This is a genomic window from Kluyvera cryocrescens NBRC 102467, assembly GCF_001571285.1.
GTDB classification, from domain to species: Bacteria; Pseudomonadota; Gammaproteobacteria; order Enterobacterales; family Enterobacteriaceae; genus Kluyvera; species Kluyvera cryocrescens.
This window is the reverse complement of record NZ_BCTM01000046.1, coordinates 9133-26218: the sequence shown is the minus strand read 5'-3', so window position 1 is coordinate 26218 and position 17086 is coordinate 9133. Positions and strand designations below refer to the sequence as shown.

The following is a 17086-nucleotide window of genomic DNA, read 5'->3' as shown; positions in this document are numbered from 1 at the left end:
ATTTAATAATTAGTTTTGAGCTTAAAAAGGGTGCTTCGGCACCCTTTTTGCTATTTGGAAAAGAGGGATATGTATATATTCCGCACGATTTGTTCGCTTATTTCGTGCTGCATTTCTCTGTTGGCTATTGTAATCATAATTATTCTCACTTACACTTTGTTCAGAAATTGAACGGGAGTGGCTATGTACGTGTGTTTGTGTAATGGCGTGAGTGATAAAAAAATTCGCCAGGCGGTGCGCCAGTTTCATCCGCAGTCTTTCCAACAATTAAGAAAATGTATTCCTATTGGAAATCAATGCGGTAAGTGCGTTCGCGCTGCACGAGAAGTTATGGAAGACGAATTAATGCAAATGCCCGAGTTCAAAGAGATCGCCTGACCTCAATTTCTTTTTTTTGACATCCCGGTAGCCCGTTCTACGCTTCAATTAGTGGAAGCGGAGGGTCTATATAATGAAAGGTGATGTTAAGATTATAAATTATCTCAATAAATTATTGGGAAATGAGCTTGTCGCAATCAATCAATACTTTCTCCATGCGAGAATGTTCAAAAACTGGGGCCTGATGCGCCTCAACGATGTTGAGTATCACGAATCCATTGATGAAATGAAACACGCCGATCAGTACATCGAGCGTATTCTGTTTCTTGAAGGGATCCCCAATCTACAGGATCTTGGCAAACTGCATATCGGCGAAGATGTCGAAGAAATGCTGCAGTCTGACCTGAAGCTCGAGCTGGATGGCGCCAAAGATTTGCGTGAGGCCATTGCCTATGCGGATAGCGTACATGACTATGTGAGTCGCGATATGCTGATTACGATCCTCACCGAGGAGGAGCATCATATCGATTGGCTGGAAACTGAGCTCGAACTCATTGGCAAAATTGGGCTGCAAAACTATCTGCAATCGCAGATTAAAGTCGCAGACTAACCGTCGAAACCCCTATCAGTATAAAACCCGCTGCACCCATAAATGGGCCAAAAGGCAGTGGGTTTTTTATATCTGTTATCGTTTGATACCACAGTGCTTTAGCTGCGACAAACACGCAGGCCATCACGGATGCCGCTATCAACAGCAGCGGTAACTGCTGCCAACCGTGCCACGCACCGAGCGCGGCCAGATATTTCACGTCGCCATAGCCCAACCCTTCGCGTTGCCGCAATATCCGATATCCCCAATAGAATAGTGACATACTGCCGTAGCCGGCAATCGCTCCCCACAGCGTATCCGCAATTAGCGAGGGTGAATGATGCAGGTGATATAGGATCCCTGACCAGAGTAGTGGGCAGGTAAACCGGTCTGGTAATAGCCCGCTTCGTATGTCGTGCCAGCAAAGCAGAGCGCTGAAATAGAGGTAAAGCAAGGCGAAAAGTAGCGTGCAGAGATCCATGAGTTATGTCCGTTGTATAGTGCGTCCACAGTGTGCTGGCCGTCGGGGAGAGAATAAAGATGCGCGGGCGGCGGTTGCGGTGCCCTATCCAGAGTATCTATTTCTGTTACATGGGATTCACGTTGAAGCCCGGCTTTGCCCGCAGTTCAGAGTGAGTAATTTATAAACACGGCTTGCTTCATGTGGCTATTTGTGTATAATGCGCGGGCTTGTCTAATATTGACAGCGGTTCGATATGAGCCACCGGTACTGCGAAAGCGATACCAGACAATGTTCCCAATCGGGGAACTCTGTAAGAACGGTTACACTCTCCCATCAATCGTAATGGGTTTGAGGAGTAACTATTTCGTCTATAAAATAATTGGAGCTCTGGTCTCATGCAGAACCAAAGAATCCGTATCCGTTTGAAAGCGTTTGATCATCGTCTGATCGATCAATCAACCGCGGAAATCGTCGAGACTGCCAAGCGCACTGGTGCGCAGGTTCGTGGTCCGATCCCGCTGCCGACCCGCAAAGAGCGCTTTACCGTTCTGATCTCCCCGCACGTTAACAAAGACGCGCGTGATCAGTACGAAATTCGCACTCACAAGCGTCTGGTTGACATCGTTGAGCCAACTGAAAAAACCGTTGATGCTCTGATGCGTCTGGACCTGGCTGCCGGTGTAGACGTGCAGATCAGCCTGGGTTAATCAGGTCATCGAGCGATTGAGAGGTTGATACAATGATTGGTTTAGTCGGTAAAAAAGTGGGTATGACCCGCATCTTCACTGAAGATGGCGTCTCTATCCCAGTAACCGTAATCGAAGTCGAAGCAAACCGCGTTACTCAGATCAAAGATCTGGCTAACGATGGCTACCGCGCTGTTCAGGTTACCACTGGTGCTAAAAAAGCTAACCGTGTAACCAAGCCGGAAGCTGGCCACTTTGCTAAAGCTGGCGTTGAAGCTGGCCGCGGCCTGTGGGAGTTCCGTCTGGCAGATGGTGAAGAATACACCGTTGGTCAGAACATTAGCGTTGAACTGTTTGCAGACGTTAAAAAAGTTGACGTAACCGGTACCTCTAAAGGTAAAGGTTTCGCTGGTACCGTTAAGCGCTGGAACTTCCGTACCCAGGACGCGACTCACGGTAACTCCTTGTCTCACCGCGTTCCGGGTTCTATCGGTCAGAACCAGACTCCGGGCAAAGTGTTCAAAGGCAAGAAAATGGCAGGTCAGCTGGGCAACGAACGTGTCACTGTTCAGAGCCTGGACGTAGTACGCGTTGACGCTGAGCGCAACCTGCTGCTGGTTAAAGGTGGTGTTCCGGGTGCGACCGGTTGCGACCTGATCGTTAAACCAGCTGTGAAGGCGTAAGGGGATAGCAATGGAATTAGTATTGAAAGACGCGCAGAGCGCGCTGACTGTTTCCGAAACTACCTTCGGTCGTGATTTCAACGAAGCGCTGGTTCACCAGGTTGTTGTTGCTTATGCAGCTGGTGCTCGTCAGGGTACTCGTGCTCAGAAGACTCGTGCTGAAGTAACTGGTTCAGGCAAAAAGCCATGGCGCCAGAAAGGTACCGGCCGTGCGCGTTCAGGTTCTATCAAGAGCCCGATCTGGCGTTCAGGTGGCGTGACCTTCGCTGCTCGTCCACAGGACCACAGTCAAAAAGTTAACAAAAAGATGTACCGCGGCGCGCTGAAAAGCATTCTGTCCGAACTGGTACGTCAGGATCGTCTGATCGTTGTCGAATCATTCTCTGTTGAAGCGCCTAAAACTAAGCTGCTGGCACAGAAACTGAAAGACATGGCTCTGGAAGATGTGCTGATCATCACCGGTGAGCTGGACGAAAACCTGTTCCTGGCTGCGCGCAACCTGCACAAGGTTGACGTACGCGATGCAACTGGTATCGACCCGGTTAGCCTGATCGCCTTCGACAAAGTCGTAATGACTGCTGATGCTGTTAAGCAAGTTGAGGAGATGCTGGCATGATTCGTGAAGAACGTCTGCTGAAGGTGCTGCGCGCACCGCACGTTTCTGAAAAAGCGTCTTCTGCGATGGAAAAAACAAATACCATCGTTCTCAAAGTTGCTAAAGACGCGACCAAAGCAGAAATCAAAGCTGCTGTGCAGAAACTGTTTGAAGTCGAAGTCGAAGTCGTTAACACCCTAGTAGTTAAAGGGAAAGTTAAACGTCACGGACAGCGTATCGGTCGTCGTAGCGACTGGAAAAAAGCTTACGTCACCCTGAAGGAAGGCCAGAATCTGGACTTCGTCGGCGGCGCTGAGTAAGTCGGAGGAGTAATACAATGGCAGTTGTTAAATGTAAACCGACATCTCCGGGTCGTCGCCACGTTGTTAAAGTGGTCAACCCAGAGCTGCACAAGGGCAAACCTTTTGCTCCGCTGGTTGAAAAAAACAGCAAATCCGGTGGTCGTAACAACAATGGCCGCATCACCACTCGTCACATCGGTGGTGGTCACAAGCAGGCTTACCGTATTGTTGACTTCAAACGCAACAAAGATGGTATCCCAGCTGTTGTTGAGCGTCTTGAGTACGATCCGAACCGTTCCGCGAACATCGCGCTGGTTCTGTACAAAGATGGCGAGCGCCGTTACATTCTGGCCCCTAAAGGCCTGAAAGCTGGCGACCAGATTCAGTCTGGCGTTGATGCTGCAATCAAAGCAGGTAACACCCTGCCGATGCGCAATATCCCGGTTGGTTCTACCGTTCATAACGTAGAAATGAAACCAGGTAAAGGCGGTCAGCTGGCACGTTCCGCTGGTACTTACGTTCAGATCGTTGCTCGCGACGGTGCTTATGTCACCCTGCGTCTGCGTTCTGGTGAAATGCGTAAAGTCGAAGCAGACTGCCGTGCAACCATGGGCGAAGTTGGCAATGCTGAGCATATGCTGCGCGTTCTGGGTAAAGCAGGTGCTGCACGCTGGCGTGGTGTTCGTCCTACCGTTCGCGGTACTGCGATGAACCCAGTCGACCACCCACATGGTGGTGGTGAAGGTCGTAACTTTGGTAAGCATCCGGTTTCCCCATGGGGCCTGCAGACCAAAGGTAAGAAGACCCGCAGCAACAAGCGTACTGATAAATTCATCGTACGTCGCCGTAGCAAATAATTTTAGAGGATAAGCCATGCCACGTTCTCTCAAGAAAGGTCCTTTTATTGACCTGCACTTGCTGAAGAAGGTAGAGAAAGCGGTGGAAAGCGGAGACAAGAAGCCCCTGCGCACTTGGTCCCGTCGTTCAACGATCTTTCCTAACATGATCGGTTTGACCATCGCTGTCCATAATGGTCGTCAGCACGTTCCAGTCTTTGTTTCCGACGAAATGGTTGGTCACAAACTGGGTGAATTCGCACCGACTCGTACTTATCGCGGCCATGCTGCTGATAAAAAAGCGAAGAAGAAATAAGGTAGGAGGAAGAGATGGAAACTTTAGCTCAACATCGCCATGCTCGTTCTTCTGCTCAGAAGGTTCGCCTTGTTGCTGACCTGATTCGCGGTAAGAAAGTGTCGCAGGCCCTGGATATTCTGACCTACACCGACAAAAAAGCGGCTGTACTGGTTAAGAAAGTACTGGAATCTGCCATTGCTAACGCTGAACACAACGATGGCGCTGACATTGATGATCTGAAAGTTGCGAAAATTTTCGTAGACGAAGGCCCAAGCATGAAGCGCATTATGCCGCGTGCTAAAGGTCGTGCAGATCGCATCCTGAAGCGCACCAGCCACATTACTGTGGTTGTGTCCGATCGCTGAGACTCTGGAGACTAGCAATGGGTCAGAAAGTACATCCTAATGGTATTCGCCTGGGTATTGTCAAACCATGGAACTCTACCTGGTTCGCGAACACCAAAGAATTCGCTGACAACCTGGACAGCGATTTTAAAGTACGTCAGTACCTGACAAAGGAACTGGCGAAGGCGTCCGTATCTCGTATCGTTATTGAGCGTCCAGCTAAGAGCATCCGTGTGACTATTCACACCGCTCGTCCTGGCATCGTAATCGGTAAGAAAGGCGAAGACGTAGAAAAACTGCGCAAGGTCGTAGCGGATATCGCTGGCGTTCCTGCTCAGATCAATATCGCCGAAGTTCGTAAGCCTGAACTGGACGCTAAATTGGTTGCTGACAGCATCACTTCTCAGCTGGAACGTCGCGTTATGTTCCGTCGTGCTATGAAGCGTGCTGTACAGAACGCAATGCGTCTGGGCGCTAAAGGTATCAAAGTTGAAGTTAGCGGCCGTCTGGGCGGCGCGGAAATCGCACGTACCGAATGGTACCGTGAAGGTCGCGTACCGCTGCACACTCTGCGTGCTGACATCGACTACAACACCTCTGAAGCGCACACCACTTACGGTGTAATCGGCGTTAAGGTATGGATCTTCAAAGGTGAGATCCTGGGTGGTATGGCTGCTGTTGAACAACCGGAAAAACCGGCTGCTCAACCTAAAAAGCAGCAGCGTAAAGGCCGGAAATAAGGAGCGTCGCTGATGTTACAACCAAAGCGTACAAAATTCCGTAAAGTGCACAAAGGCCGCAACCGTGGTCTGGCGCAGGGTACGGATGTTAGCTTCGGCAGCTTCGGCCTGAAAGCTGTTGGCCGTGGTCGTCTGACTGCCCGTCAGATCGAAGCAGCACGTCGTGCAATGACCCGTGCAGTTAAGCGTCAAGGTAAGATCTGGATCCGTGTATTCCCGGACAAACCGATCACCGAGAAACCGCTGGCAGTGCGTATGGGTAAAGGTAAAGGTAACGTGGAGTATTGGGTTGCCTTGATTCAGCCGGGTAAAGTCCTGTATGAAATGGACGGTGTTCCGGAAGAGCTGGCCCGTGAAGCATTCGGCCTCGCTGCAGCGAAACTGCCGATCAAAACCACCTTTGTAACTAAGACGGTGATGTAATGAAAGCAAAAGAGCTGCGTGAAAAAAGCGTTGAAGAGCTGAACGCTGAGCTGCTGAACTTACTGCGTGAGCAGTTCAACCTGCGCATGCAGGCTGCAAGCGGCCAGCTGCAACAGACTCACCTGCTGAAGCAGGTTCGTCGTGATGTTGCACGCGTTAAGACTTTACTGACTCAGAAGGCGGGTGCGTAATGACCGATAAAATCCGTACTCTGCAAGGTCGCGTAGTTAGTGACAAAATGGAGAAATCCATTGTTGTTGCTATCGAACGTATGGTGAAACACCCGGTATACGGCAAATTCATCAAACGTACGACCAAACTGCACGTACATGACGAGAACAACGAATGTGGTATCGGCGACAAGGTTGAAATCCGTGAATGCCGTCCACTGTCCAAGACTAAGTCCTGGACGCTGGTTCGCGTTGTAGAGAAAGCGATTCTGTAATACAGTACTCGTTCTCGATACGAATAGACGGCTCAGCAATGGGCCGTCTATTTTTTCTACCCATATCGTTTAAGCGGTGTTATAATGCCGCGCCCTCGATATGGGGCTTTATAATGACCTGAATTCGGGTCTCAGTAGTAGTTGACATTAGCGGAGCACTAAAATGATCCAAGAACAGACTATGCTGAACGTCGCCGACAACTCCGGTGCACGTCGCGTAATGTGTATCAAGGTTCTGGGTGGCTCGCACCGTCGCTACGCAGGCGTAGGCGACATCATCAAGATCACCATCAAGGAAGCAATTCCACGTGGTAAGGTCAAAAAAGGTGATGTGCTGAAGGCGGTAGTGGTGCGCACCAAGAAGGGTGTTCGTCGCCCGGACGGTTCTGTCATTCGCTTCGATGGTAATGCATGCGTTATTTTAAACAATAACAGCGAGCAACCTATCGGTACGCGTATTTTTGGGCCGGTAACTCGTGAACTTCGTAACGAGAAGTTCATGAAAATTATCTCTCTGGCACCAGAAGTACTCTAAGGAGCGAATCATGGCAGCGAAGATCCGTCGTGATGACGAAGTTATCGTGTTAACCGGTAAAGATAAAGGTAAACGCGGTAAAGTAAAAAATGTCCTGTCTTCCGGCAAGGTCATTGTTGAAGGTATCAACCTGGTTAAGAAACATCAGAAGCCGGTTCCGGCCCTGAACCAACCAGGCGGCATCGTAGAGAAAGAATCAGCGATTCAGATCTCTAACCTTGCTATCTTCAACGCGGCAACCGGCAAGGCTGACCGTGTAGGCTTTAGATTCGAAGACGGCAAAAAAGTCCGTTTCTTCAAATCTAACAGCGAAACTATCAAGTAATTTGGAGTAGTACGATGGCGAAACTGCATGATTACTACAAAGACGAAGTAGTCGCTAAACTCATGACTGAGTTTAACTACAATTCTGTCATGCAAGTCCCTCGGGTCGAGAAGATCACCCTGAACATGGGTGTTGGTGAAGCGATCGCTGACAAGAAACTGCTGGATAACGCAGCAGCTGATCTGACAGCAATCTCCGGTCAAAAACCGCTGATCACCAAAGCACGCAAATCAGTTGCAGGCTTCAAAATCCGTCAGGGCTATCCGATCGGCTGTAAAGTAACTCTGCGTGGCGAACGCATGTGGGAGTTCCTTGAGCGCCTGATCACTATTGCTGTTCCACGTATCCGTGACTTCCGTGGCTTGTCCGCTAAGTCTTTCGACGGTCGTGGTAACTACAGCATGGGTGTCCGTGAGCAGATCATCTTCCCAGAAATCGACTACGATAAAGTCGACCGCGTGCGTGGTTTGGATATTACCATTACCACTACTGCGAAATCTGATGAAGAAGGCCGTGCTCTGCTGGCTGCCTTTGACTTCCCGTTCCGCAAGTAAGGTAGGGTTACTGAATGGCTAAGCAATCAATGAAAGCACGCGAAGTTAAGCGCGTAGCTTTAGCTGATAAGTACTTCGCAAAACGCGCTGAACTGAAAGCTATTATCTCTGATGTGAACGCGACCGACGAAGATCGTTGGAACGCAGTTCTGAAGCTGCAGTCTCTGCCGCGTGATTCCAGCCCGTCCCGTCAGCGTAACCGCTGCCGCCAGACAGGTCGTCCGCATGGCTATGTGGGCAAGTTCGGGTTGAGCCGTATCAAGTTACGTGAAGCCGCTATGCGCGGTGAAGTACCAGGCTTGAAAAAGGCTAGCTGGTAATTACCAATTGAATCACGGGAGTAAAGACAGATGAGCATGCAAGATCCGATCGCGGATATGCTGACCCGTATCCGTAACGGTCAGGCCGCGAATAAAGCTGCGGTCACCATGCCTTCCTCCAAGCTGAAAGTGGCAATTGCCAACGTGCTGAAGGAAGAAGGTTTTATTGAAGATTTTAAAGTTGAAGGCGACACCAAGCCGGAACTGGAACTTACTCTTAAGTATTTCCAGGGTAAAGCTGTTGTAGAAAGCATTCAGCGTGTCAGTCGCCCAGGTCTGCGCATTTATAAGCGCAAAGACGAGCTGCCAAAAGTTATGGCTGGCATGGGTATCGCAGTTGTTTCTACCTCTAAAGGTGTTATGACTGATCGTGCAGCGCGCCAAGCTGGTCTTGGTGGCGAAATTATCTGCTACGTAGCCTAATCGGAGGAAAAAATGTCTCGTGTTGCTAAAGCACCGGTCGTTGTTCCTGCCGGCGTTGATGTAAAAATCAACGGTCAGGTTATTACGATCAAAGGTAAAAACGGCGAGCTGACTCGTACTCTCAACGATGCTGTTGAAGTTAATCATGCAGACAATGCACTGACCTTCGGTCCACGTGATGGTTACGTAGACGGTTGGGCTCAGGCTGGTACCGCGCGTGCCCTGCTGAACTCAATGGTTATCGGTGTTACCGAAGGCTTCACTAAGAAGCTACAGCTGGTTGGTGTAGGTTATCGTGCAGCGGTTAAAGGGAATGTTGTAAGCCTGGCTTTAGGCTTCTCACACCCAGTTGACCATCAGCTGCCTGCAGGTATTACGGCAGAATGCCCGACTCAAACTGAAATCGTGCTGAAAGGCGCTGATAAGCAGGTGATCGGCCAGGTTGCTGCAGATCTGCGTGCCTACCGTCGTCCTGAGCCTTATAAAGGCAAGGGTGTTCGTTACGCCGACGAAGTCGTGCGTACCAAAGAGGCTAAGAAGAAGTAAGGTAACACTATGGATAAGAAATCTGCTCGTATCCGTCGTGCGACCCGCGCACGCCGCAAGCTCCAGGAGCTGGGTGCAACTCGCCTGGTGGTACATCGTACCCCGCGTCATATTTACGCACAGGTCATTGCACCAAACGGTTCCGAAGTTCTGGTAGCTGCTTCTACTGTAGAAAAAGCTATCACTGAACAACTGAAGTACACCGGTAACAAAGACGCTGCAGCAGCTGTGGGTAAAGCTGTCGCTGAACGCGCTCTGGAAAAAGGCATTAAAGTTGTGTCCTTTGACCGTTCCGGGTTCCAATATCATGGTCGCGTCCAGGCACTGGCAGATGCTGCCCGTGAAGCTGGCCTTCAGTTCTAAGGTAGAGGTGTAAGATGTCTCACATCGAAAAACAAGCTGGCGAACTGCAGGAAAAGCTGATCGCGGTAAACCGCGTATCTAAAACCGTTAAAGGTGGTCGTATTTTCTCCTTCACAGCTCTGACTGTAGTAGGCGATGGTAACGGTCGCGTTGGTTTTGGTTACGGTAAAGCGCGTGAAGTTCCAGCAGCAATCCAGAAAGCGATGGAAAAAGCTCGTCGCAATATGATTAACGTCGCGCTGAATACCGGCACCCTGCAGCACCCAGTTAAGGGTACTCACACAGGTTCTCGTGTATTCATGCAGCCGGCTTCCGAAGGTACCGGTATCATCGCCGGTGGTGCAATGCGCGCCGTTCTGGAAGTCGCTGGGGTTCGTAACGTTCTGGCTAAAGCGTATGGTTCTACTAACCCGATTAACGTGGTTCGTGCAACTATCGATGGCCTGGAAAATATGAAATCTCCAGAAATGGTCGCTGCCAAGCGTGGTAAATCCGTTGAAGAAATTCTGGGGAAATAAACCATGGCAAAGACTATTAAAATTACTCAAACCCGCAGTGCAATCGGTCGTCTGCCGAAACACAAGGCAACGCTGCTTGGCCTGGGTCTGCGTCGTATTGGTCACACCGTAGAACGCGAGGATACTCCTGCTGTTCGTGGTATGGTCAACGCGGTTTACTTCATGGTTAAAGTTGAGGAGTAAGAGATGCGTTTAAATACTCTGTCTCCGGCCGAAGGCTCTAAAAAGGCGGGTCGCCGTCTGGGTCGTGGTATCGGTTCTGGCCTCGGTAAAACCGGCGGTCGTGGTCACAAAGGTCAGAAGTCTCGTTCTGGCGGTGGCGTACGTCGTGGTTTCGAGGGCGGCCAGATGCCTCTGTACCGTCGTCTGCCGAAGTTCGGCTTCACTTCTCGCAAAGCAGCGATCACAGCGGAAATCCGTCTGTCTGACTTGGCGAAAGTGGAAGGCGGTATTGTTGACCTGAGCACGCTGAAAGCAGCTAACATTATCGGTGTCCAGATCGAGTTCGCGAAAGTGATCCTGGCTGGCGAAGTTTCTACTCCGGTAACTGTTCGTGGCCTGCGCGTGTCGAAAGGCGCTCGTGCTGCTATCGAAGCTGCTGGCGGTAAAATCGAGGAATAAGTAGCAGATGGCTAAACAACCGGGATTAGATTTTCAAAGTGCCAAAGGTGGCTTAGGCGAGCTGAAACGCAGACTGCTGTTTGTAATCGGTGCGCTTATTGTGTTCCGTATTGGCTCTTTTATTCCGATCCCTGGTATTGATGCCGCTGTACTTGCCAAACTGCTTGAGCAACAGCGAGGCACCATCATTGAGATGTTTAACATGTTCTCTGGTGGTGCTCTCAGCCGTGCTTCGATCTTTGCTCTGGGGATCATGCCGTATATTTCGGCATCGATCATTATCCAGCTGCTGACGGTGGTTCATCCAACGCTAGCAGAGATCAAGAAAGAAGGGGAGTCTGGTCGTCGTAAGATCAGCCAGTACACCCGTTACGGCACTCTGGTGCTGGCGATATTCCAGTCAATCGGTATTGCTACCGGTTTACCGAATATGCCTGGTATGCAGGGCCTGGTAATCAATCCAGGCTTTGCATTCTATTTCACCGCTGTTGTGAGTCTGGTTACAGGGACTATGTTCCTGATGTGGCTCGGCGAACAGATTACTGAGCGTGGTATCGGTAACGGTATCTCAATCATTATCTTCGCTGGTATCGTTGCGGGACTCCCGCCAGCGATTGCCCATACCATCGAGCAAGCGCGTCAAGGCGACCTGCACTTCCTCCTGTTGCTGTTGGTTGCAGTATTAGTGTTTGCAGTGACGTTCTTTGTTGTATTCGTTGAACGTGGTCAACGCCGCATTGTGGTAAACTACGCTAAACGTCAGCAGGGTCGTCGTGTCTATGCTGCACAGAGCACACATTTACCGCTGAAAGTGAATATGGCCGGGGTTATCCCAGCAATCTTCGCTTCCAGTATTATTCTGTTCCCGGCGACCATCGCGTCATGGTTCGGGGGCGGTACCGGTTGGAACTGGCTGACAACAATTTCGCTGTATTTGCAGCCTGGGCAACCGCTTTATGTGTTACTCTATGCGTCTGCAATCATCTTCTTCTGTTTCTTCTACACGGCGTTGGTCTTCAACCCGCGTGAAACAGCAGATAACCTGAAGAAGTCCGGTGCATTTGTACCAGGAATTCGTCCGGGAGAGCAAACGGCGAAGTATATCGATAAAGTAATGACCCGCCTGACCTTGGTTGGTGCGCTTTACATTACCTTTATCTGCCTGATCCCGGAGTTCATGCGTGATGCAATGAAAGTGCCGTTCTACTTCGGTGGGACATCGCTGCTTATTGTTGTTGTCGTGATTATGGACTTTATGGCTCAAGTGCAAACTCTGATGATGTCAAGTCAGTACGAGTCTGCATTGAAGAAGGCGAACCTCAAAGGCTATAGCCGCTAAAAGGTCGCTCGAGAAGTTACGGAGAGTAAAAATGAAAGTTCGTGCTTCCGTCAAGAAATTATGCCGTAACTGCAAAATCGTTAAGCGTGATGGTGTCATCCGTGTGATTTGCAGTGCCGAGCCAAAGCATAAACAGCGCCAAGGCTGATTTAATCGCATATTTTTCTTGCAAAGTTGGGTTGAGCTGGCTAGATTAGCCAGCCAATCTTTTGTATGTCTGTGCGTTTCCATTTGAGTATCCTGAAAACGGGCTTTTCAGCATGGTGCGTACATATTAAATAGTAGGAGTGCATAGTGGCCCGTATAGCAGGCATTAACATTCCTGATCAGAAACATGCTGTGATCGCGTTAACCTCGATCTATGGCGTCGGTAAGACCCGTTCTAAGGCCATTCTGGCTGCAGCGGGTATCGCTGAAAATGTTAAGATCAGTGAGCTGTCTGAAGGACAAATCGACACGCTGCGTGACGAAGTTGCCAAATTTGTCGTTGAAGGTGATCTGCGCCGTGAAGTTAGCATGAGCATCAAGCGTCTTATGGATCTTGGTTGCTATCGCGGTTTGCGTCATCGTCGTGGTCTCCCGGTTCGCGGCCAGCGTACCAAGACCAACGCTCGTACCCGTAAGGGTCCGCGCAAACCGATCAAGAAATAATCGGGGTGATTGAATAATGGCAAAGGCACCAGTTCGTGCACGTAAACGTGTAAGAAAACAAGTCTCTGATGGCGTGGCTCATATCCATGCTTCTTTTAACAACACCATCGTTACCATCTCTGATCGTCAGGGTAACGCGCTGGGTTGGGCAACAGCCGGTGGTTCCGGTTTCCGTGGTTCTCGCAAATCCACTCCGTTTGCAGCTCAGGTTGCAGCAGAGCGTTGCGCTGAAGCCGTAAAAGATTACGGTATCAAGAATCTGGAAGTTATGGTTAAAGGTCCGGGTCCAGGCCGCGAATCTACTATTCGTGCTCTGAACGCCGCTGGTTTCCGCATCACTAATATTACTGATGTGACTCCGATCCCTCATAACGGTTGTCGTCCGCCGAAAAAACGTCGCGTATAACGCCTCGTTTCTAGGATTGTTGGAGAAAGAAAATGGCAAGATATTTGGGTCCTAAGCTCAAGCTGAGCCGTCGTGAGGGCACCGACTTATTCCTTAAGTCTGGCGTTCGCGCGATCGATACCAAGTGTAAAATTGAACAAGCTCCTGGCCAGCACGGTGCGCGTAAACCGCGTCTGTCTGACTATGGTGTGCAGTTGCGTGAAAAGCAAAAAGTTCGTCGTACTTACGGCGTGCTGGAGCGTCAGTTCCGTAACTATTATCAAGAAGCAGCACGTCTGAAAGGCAACACCGGTGAAAACCTGTTGACTCTGCTGGAAGGTCGTCTGGACAACGTAGTATACCGTATGGGCTTCGGCGCCACCCGTGCCGAGTCACGCCAGTTGGTTAGCCACAAAGCAATCATGGTAAACGGTCGTGTTGTTAACATCGCTTCTTATCAGGTTAAAGCGAATGACGTTGTTAGCATTCGTGAGAAAGCGAAAAAGCAATCTCGCGTTAAAGCCGCTCTGGAGCTGGCTGAACAGCGTGAAAAGCCAACCTGGCTGGAAGTTGATGCTGGCAAGATGGAAGGCACGTTCAAGCGTCAGCCTGAGCGTTCTGATCTGTCTGCGGACATTAACGAACACCTGATCGTCGAGCTTTACTCCAAGTAAAGCTTAGTACCAAAGAGAGGACACAATGCAGGGTTCTGTGACAGAGTTTCTAAAACCGCGCCTGGTAGATATCGAGCAAGTGAGTTCGACGCACGCCAAGGTGACCCTTGAGCCTTTAGAGCGTGGCTTTGGCCATACTCTGGGTAACGCACTGCGCCGTATTCTGCTCTCATCGATGCCGGGTTGCGCGGTGACCGAGGTTGAGATTGATGGTGTACTTCATGAGTACAGCACCAAAGAAGGCGTTCAGGAAGATATCCTTGAAATCCTGCTCAACCTGAAAGGGCTGGCGGTGAGAGTTCAGGGTAAAGATGAAGTTATTCTTACCTTGAATAAATCTGGCATTGGCCCTGTGACTGCAGCCGATATCACCCATGATGGTGATGTCGAAATCGTCAAGCCGCAGCACGTGATCTGCCACCTGACCGATGAGAACGCATCTATTAGCATGCGCATCAAAGTTCAGCGCGGTCGTGGTTATGTGCCGGCTTCTGCCCGAATTCATTCGGAAGAAGATGAGCGCCCGATCGGCCGTCTGTTGGTCGACGCCTGCTACAGCCCTGTAGAGCGTATTGCCTACAATGTTGAAGCAGCGCGTGTAGAACAGCGTACCGACCTGGACAAGCTGGTCATCGAGATGGAAACCAACGGCACAATCGATCCTGAAGAGGCGATTCGTCGTGCGGCAACCATTCTGGCTGAACAACTGGAAGCTTTCGTTGACTTACGTGATGTACGTCAGCCGGAAGTGAAAGAGGAGAAACCAGAGTTCGATCCGATCCTGCTGCGCCCTGTTGACGATCTGGAATTGACTGTCCGCTCTGCTAACTGCCTTAAGGCAGAAGCTATCCACTATATCGGTGATCTGGTACAGCGTACCGAGGTTGAGTTGCTGAAAACGCCGAACCTGGGTAAAAAATCTCTTACCGAGATTAAAGACGTGCTGGCCTCCCGTGGACTGTCTCTGGGCATGCGCCTGGAAAACTGGCCACCGGCAAGCATTGCTGACGAGTAACCGGATCACAGGTTAAGGTTTTACTGAGAAGGATAAGGTCATGCGCCATCGTAAGAGTGGTCGTCAACTGAACCGCAACAGCAGCCATCGCCAGGCTATGTTCCGTAACATGGCTGGTTCGCTGGTTCGTCATGAAATCATCAAGACGACCCTGCCGAAAGCGAAAGAACTGCGTCGCGTAGTTGAGCCGCTGATTACTCTTGCCAAGACTGATAGCGTAGCTAATCGTCGTCTGGCATTCGCCCGTACTCGTGATAACGAGATCGTGGCAAAACTGTTTAACGAGCTGGGCCCGCGTTTCGCGAGCCGCGCCGGTGGTTACACTCGCATTCTGAAGTGTGGCTTCCGTGCAGGCGACAACGCGCCGATGGCATACATCGAGCTGGTTGATCGTGCTGAGCCGAAAGCAGAAGCAGCTGCAGAGTAATTTGCAGTAAAATAAAAAAACCCGCCTCGGCGGGTTTTTTTATATCCCCTCCTTCATCTCCCTTCTACAATACCCCTATCTCTTCCATCTGTTTCCTGGAGTGGCAATATGTGGTTACTTGACCAATGGGCCGAGCGTCATATCATTGATGCACAGCGTAAAGGCGAGTTCGAAAACCTTCCCGGGTATGGTGAACCACTCACTCTTGATGATGATTCCTGCGTACCGGAAGATCTTCGTTCAGGCTATCGGCTACTGAAAAATGCAGGTTGTTTGCCGCCAGAACTCGAGCAGCGTAAAGAAGCATTGGCGTTGAGCGATGTGCTTAAGAGCATTCACAAAGAAGACGATCGCTATCAGGAGTTGAGCCGACGACTGGCGTTGATAGAGATGAAATTGCGGCAAGCCGTATTAAGCACTGATTTTCTGCGCGGCGATTATGCCGATAAGCTGCTGCATAAAATTAACGAGGAATCATGATGTACCGAATAGGTGAACTGGCAAAACAGGCAGGCGTGACCCCTGACACCGTGCGCTATTATGAAAAGCAGCAAATGATGAGCCACGACGTGCGTACCGAAGGCGGCTTCCGTCTTTATACCGCAGACGATCTTCAGCGTCTTAAGTTTATTCGCCACGCGCGGCAGTTAGGTTTTACGCTGGAATCGATCCGCGAACTGCTGTCGATCCGCGTCGATCCGGAGCATCATACCTGCCAGGAATCAAAAGGTATCGTGCAGGCACGCTTGAGCGAGGTTGAATCTCGTATTGCCGAGCTACAGACTATGCAGCAGGCATTGAGTAAGCTGAATGATGCTTGTTGTGGCACATCGCACAGCAGCGAATTCTGCTCCATTCTTGGCATCCTTGAACAGGGGGCTGAAGCGAGCGGAAATGGCTGTTGAGTCTTTCGTGGTTTAGATTTACACTCGCCGCGTAATAAATACACAATCAGGAGTAAGTATGAGTCGCTACCAACATACAAAGGGGCAGATAAACGACAATGCCCTTGAAGCGTTACTGCACGATCCACTGTTTCGTCAGCGCGTTGAGAAGAATAAGAAGGGTAAGGGAAGTTATCTGCGAAAAGACAAACACGGTAAACAATATGGTCGGGAGGCCAGTGGCAAACAAGCAGCGTGCTTATTTACCACTGGCCTTCTGCTTTCTGTCGTCTGATTAAGAACGGTTATTTTGTTCTTTTAACAGATCGCGGATTTCAGACAGCAGCACTTCTTCTTTTGATGGCGCGGGAGCCGCCGGCGCTGGCTCTTCTTTCTTGCGATTTAACTTATTCATCAGTTTAATCGCCATAAAGATTGCGAAGGCAACGATCACGAAGTCAAAAATATTCTGAATGAAAATACCGTAGTGCATAACGACAGCCGGGATATCCCCCTGCGCAGCACGCAACGTCACGGCAAATTGTTTAAAGTCGACTCCACCGATTAATAGACCTAGCGGTGGCATGATGATATCCGCAACTAATGAGGATACGATCTTACCAAACGCTGCACCAATAATGACACCCACTGCCAAATCAACTACATTCCCGCGCATCGCGAACTCGCGAAACTCTTTAATAATGCTCATTATATTCTCCCTTGTGCTAGCTGACGTTTATAAGTTTAACAAATGTTTATCTATTTTCCATCGGTGATAATAAAT

General features: G+C 50.1%; 35 protein-coding genes and 1 pseudogene. 34 read left to right on the top strand and 2 right to left on the bottom strand.

Annotated elements, in window-relative coordinates:
* From KCR01S_RS25500 to bfr, 3 genes are all read left to right on the top strand, one after another.
* The coding region (locus KCR01S_RS25500) for a hypothetical protein (RefSeq protein WP_218007481.1) at nucleotides 1-203 on the top strand (203 nt) is incomplete at its 5' end.
* Nucleotides 184-378: a bacterioferritin-associated ferredoxin gene (gene bfd, locus KCR01S_RS24560; RefSeq protein ID WP_035894970.1), complete on the top strand. Its 195-nt coding sequence runs from the start codon at nucleotides 184-186 to the stop codon at nucleotides 376-378. The genes KCR01S_RS25500 and bfd, both read left to right, overlap by 20 nt.
* Nucleotides 379-451: 73 nt before the next feature.
* The gene (gene bfr, locus KCR01S_RS21815; protein WP_061285039.1) at nucleotides 452-928 is read left to right on the top strand and encodes a bacterioferritin; all 477 of its coding nucleotides are present in this window, start codon (nucleotides 452-454) and stop codon (nucleotides 926-928) included.
* Here bfr and KCR01S_RS21810 read toward each other — a convergent pair.
* Nucleotides 912-1388 (bottom strand): prepilin peptidase, encoded by a 477-nt coding sequence (locus tag KCR01S_RS21810; protein WP_061285038.1) that lies wholly within the window; start codon nucleotides 1386-1388, stop codon nucleotides 912-914. The genes bfr and KCR01S_RS21810 overlap by 17 nt on opposite strands.
* A gap of 377 nt (nucleotides 1389-1765) precedes the next feature.
* On the opposite strand from KCR01S_RS21810, the gene rpsJ reads away from it, so the two are divergent.
* The 31 genes and pseudogenes from rpsJ to KCR01S_RS21655 all read left to right on the top strand — a co-directional run.
* Nucleotides 1766-2077, top strand: coding sequence for a 30S ribosomal protein S10 (gene rpsJ, locus KCR01S_RS21805; protein ID WP_001181005.1), 312 nt, complete (start codon nucleotides 1766-1768; stop codon nucleotides 2075-2077).
* A 32-nt stretch (nucleotides 2078-2109) separates the two neighbouring features.
* Nucleotides 2110-2739, top strand: a complete 630-nt coding sequence (gene rplC / locus KCR01S_RS21800; RefSeq protein ID WP_052284882.1) for a 50S ribosomal protein L3 — start codon at nucleotides 2110-2112, stop codon at nucleotides 2737-2739.
* Nucleotides 2740-2749: 10 nt separating this feature from the next.
* Nucleotides 2750-3355 (top strand): 50S ribosomal protein L4, encoded by a 606-nt coding sequence (gene rplD, locus KCR01S_RS21795; protein ID WP_003031119.1) that lies wholly within the window; start codon nucleotides 2750-2752, stop codon nucleotides 3353-3355.
* A complete protein-coding gene (rplW, locus tag KCR01S_RS21790; RefSeq protein ID WP_052284883.1) occupies nucleotides 3352-3654 on the top strand; it encodes a 50S ribosomal protein L23 in 303 nt (100 codons plus the stop codon). The genes rplD and rplW overlap by 4 nt, the downstream gene beginning before the upstream one ends.
* 17 nt (nucleotides 3655-3671) lie before the next feature.
* Nucleotides 3672-4493 (top strand): 50S ribosomal protein L2, encoded by an 822-nt coding sequence (rplB, locus tag KCR01S_RS21785; RefSeq protein ID WP_052284884.1) that lies wholly within the window; start codon nucleotides 3672-3674, stop codon nucleotides 4491-4493.
* A gap of 16 nt (nucleotides 4494-4509) precedes the next feature.
* Nucleotides 4510-4788 carry a 30S ribosomal protein S19 gene (rpsS, locus tag KCR01S_RS21780; protein WP_001138115.1) on the top strand — a complete coding sequence of 93 codons (279 nt, stop codon included), beginning with the start codon at nucleotides 4510-4512 and terminating at the stop codon, nucleotides 4786-4788.
* Nucleotides 4789-4802: 14 nt separating this feature from the next.
* On the top strand, nucleotides 4803-5135 hold the full coding sequence (gene rplV / locus KCR01S_RS21775) for a 50S ribosomal protein L22 (RefSeq protein WP_052284885.1): 333 nt from the start codon (nucleotides 4803-4805) through the stop codon (nucleotides 5133-5135).
* Nucleotides 5136-5152: 17 nt separating this feature from the next.
* Complete coding sequence (rpsC, locus tag KCR01S_RS21770) at nucleotides 5153-5854, top strand: 30S ribosomal protein S3 (RefSeq protein ID WP_000529945.1); 702 nt, start codon at nucleotides 5153-5155, stop codon at nucleotides 5852-5854.
* 12 nt (nucleotides 5855-5866) lie between these two features.
* Nucleotides 5867-6277: a 50S ribosomal protein L16 gene (gene rplP, locus KCR01S_RS21765; protein WP_035894979.1), complete on the top strand. Its 411-nt coding sequence runs from the start codon at nucleotides 5867-5869 to the stop codon at nucleotides 6275-6277.
* On the top strand, nucleotides 6277-6468 hold the full coding sequence (gene rpmC / locus KCR01S_RS21760) for a 50S ribosomal protein L29 (RefSeq protein ID WP_002919754.1): 192 nt from the start codon (nucleotides 6277-6279) through the stop codon (nucleotides 6466-6468). Before rplP ends, rpmC begins: the two co-directional genes overlap by 1 nt.
* The gene (rpsQ, locus tag KCR01S_RS21755; protein WP_052284886.1) at nucleotides 6468-6722 is read left to right on the top strand and encodes a 30S ribosomal protein S17; all 255 of its coding nucleotides are present in this window, start codon (nucleotides 6468-6470) and stop codon (nucleotides 6720-6722) included. The genes rpmC and rpsQ overlap by 1 nt, the downstream gene beginning before the upstream one ends.
* Nucleotides 6723-6885: 163 nt before the next feature.
* Nucleotides 6886-7257, top strand: a complete 372-nt coding sequence (gene rplN, locus KCR01S_RS21750; RefSeq protein ID WP_000613954.1) for a 50S ribosomal protein L14 — start codon at nucleotides 6886-6888, stop codon at nucleotides 7255-7257.
* A gap of 10 nt (nucleotides 7258-7267) precedes the next feature.
* On the top strand, nucleotides 7268-7582 hold the full coding sequence (gene rplX / locus KCR01S_RS21745) for a 50S ribosomal protein L24 (RefSeq protein WP_052284887.1): 315 nt from the start codon (nucleotides 7268-7270) through the stop codon (nucleotides 7580-7582).
* 14 nt (nucleotides 7583-7596) lie between these two features.
* Entirely contained in the window at nucleotides 7597-8136 is a 540-nt protein-coding gene (gene rplE, locus KCR01S_RS21740) for a 50S ribosomal protein L5 (protein WP_061285037.1), read from the top strand.
* A gap of 14 nt (nucleotides 8137-8150) precedes the next feature.
* Complete coding sequence (gene rpsN, locus KCR01S_RS21735) at nucleotides 8151-8456, top strand: 30S ribosomal protein S14 (RefSeq protein WP_003031125.1); 306 nt, start codon at nucleotides 8151-8153, stop codon at nucleotides 8454-8456.
* Between the two features lie 30 nt (nucleotides 8457-8486).
* Complete coding sequence (gene rpsH, locus KCR01S_RS21730) at nucleotides 8487-8879, top strand: 30S ribosomal protein S8 (protein WP_003031127.1); 393 nt, start codon at nucleotides 8487-8489, stop codon at nucleotides 8877-8879.
* Nucleotides 8880-8891: 12 nt separating this feature from the next.
* Nucleotides 8892-9425, top strand: a complete 534-nt coding sequence (gene rplF / locus KCR01S_RS21725) for a 50S ribosomal protein L6 (protein WP_061285036.1) — start codon at nucleotides 8892-8894, stop codon at nucleotides 9423-9425.
* A gap of 9 nt (nucleotides 9426-9434) precedes the next feature.
* On the top strand, nucleotides 9435-9788 hold the full coding sequence (rplR, locus tag KCR01S_RS21720) for a 50S ribosomal protein L18 (protein ID WP_052284889.1): 354 nt from the start codon (nucleotides 9435-9437) through the stop codon (nucleotides 9786-9788).
* A gap of 14 nt (nucleotides 9789-9802) precedes the next feature.
* Nucleotides 9803-10306: a 30S ribosomal protein S5 gene (rpsE, locus tag KCR01S_RS21715; protein WP_052284890.1), complete on the top strand. Its 504-nt coding sequence runs from the start codon at nucleotides 9803-9805 to the stop codon at nucleotides 10304-10306.
* A gap of 3 nt (nucleotides 10307-10309) precedes the next feature.
* Entirely contained in the window at nucleotides 10310-10489 is a 180-nt protein-coding gene (gene rpmD / locus KCR01S_RS21710) for a 50S ribosomal protein L30 (RefSeq protein WP_003863301.1), read from the top strand.
* Between the two features lie 3 nt (nucleotides 10490-10492).
* The gene (gene rplO, locus KCR01S_RS21705) at nucleotides 10493-10927 is read left to right on the top strand and encodes a 50S ribosomal protein L15 (RefSeq protein ID WP_052284891.1); all 435 of its coding nucleotides are present in this window, start codon (nucleotides 10493-10495) and stop codon (nucleotides 10925-10927) included.
* A 7-nt stretch (nucleotides 10928-10934) separates the two neighbouring features.
* The gene (gene secY, locus KCR01S_RS21700) at nucleotides 10935-12266 is read left to right on the top strand and encodes a preprotein translocase subunit SecY (protein ID WP_035894987.1); all 1332 of its coding nucleotides are present in this window, start codon (nucleotides 10935-10937) and stop codon (nucleotides 12264-12266) included.
* A gap of 31 nt (nucleotides 12267-12297) precedes the next feature.
* On the top strand, nucleotides 12298-12414 hold the full coding sequence (gene rpmJ, locus KCR01S_RS21695; RefSeq protein WP_000868187.1) for a 50S ribosomal protein L36: 117 nt from the start codon (nucleotides 12298-12300) through the stop codon (nucleotides 12412-12414).
* A gap of 146 nt (nucleotides 12415-12560) precedes the next feature.
* Complete coding sequence (rpsM, locus tag KCR01S_RS21690) at nucleotides 12561-12917, top strand: 30S ribosomal protein S13 (RefSeq protein ID WP_052284892.1); 357 nt, start codon at nucleotides 12561-12563, stop codon at nucleotides 12915-12917.
* A 16-nt stretch (nucleotides 12918-12933) separates the two neighbouring features.
* Nucleotides 12934-13323 carry a 30S ribosomal protein S11 gene (gene rpsK, locus KCR01S_RS21685; RefSeq protein ID WP_043081126.1) on the top strand — a complete coding sequence of 130 codons (390 nt, stop codon included), beginning with the start codon at nucleotides 12934-12936 and terminating at the stop codon, nucleotides 13321-13323.
* Nucleotides 13324-13355: 32 nt separating this feature from the next.
* Complete coding sequence (rpsD, locus tag KCR01S_RS21680) at nucleotides 13356-13976, top strand: 30S ribosomal protein S4 (RefSeq protein WP_052284893.1); 621 nt, start codon at nucleotides 13356-13358, stop codon at nucleotides 13974-13976.
* A 25-nt stretch (nucleotides 13977-14001) separates the two neighbouring features.
* The gene (locus KCR01S_RS21675) at nucleotides 14002-14991 is read left to right on the top strand and encodes a DNA-directed RNA polymerase subunit alpha (protein ID WP_002438685.1); all 990 of its coding nucleotides are present in this window, start codon (nucleotides 14002-14004) and stop codon (nucleotides 14989-14991) included.
* Nucleotides 14992-15031: 40 nt separating this feature from the next.
* The gene (gene rplQ, locus KCR01S_RS21670; protein WP_002919206.1) at nucleotides 15032-15418 is read left to right on the top strand and encodes a 50S ribosomal protein L17; all 387 of its coding nucleotides are present in this window, start codon (nucleotides 15032-15034) and stop codon (nucleotides 15416-15418) included.
* Between the two features lie 108 nt (nucleotides 15419-15526).
* A complete protein-coding gene (locus KCR01S_RS21665; protein ID WP_061285035.1) occupies nucleotides 15527-15898 on the top strand; it encodes a DnaJ family domain-containing protein in 372 nt (123 codons plus the stop codon).
* A complete protein-coding gene (zntR, locus tag KCR01S_RS21660; protein WP_061285034.1) occupies nucleotides 15898-16323 on the top strand; it encodes a Zn(2+)-responsive transcriptional regulator in 426 nt (141 codons plus the stop codon). Before KCR01S_RS21665 ends, zntR begins: the two co-directional genes overlap by 1 nt.
* A 58-nt stretch (nucleotides 16324-16381) precedes the next feature.
* Nucleotides 16382-16659 (top strand): annotated as a pseudogene (locus KCR01S_RS21655) (alternative ribosome-rescue factor A); the annotation flags it as partial.
* Here KCR01S_RS21655 and mscL read toward each other — a convergent pair.
* On the bottom strand, nucleotides 16598-17011 hold the full coding sequence (gene mscL, locus KCR01S_RS21650; RefSeq protein WP_061285032.1) for a large-conductance mechanosensitive channel protein MscL: 414 nt from the start codon (nucleotides 17009-17011) through the stop codon (nucleotides 16598-16600). The pseudogene KCR01S_RS21655 and the gene mscL overlap by 62 nt on opposite strands.
* Nucleotides 17012-17086 lie beyond the last annotated feature (75 nt).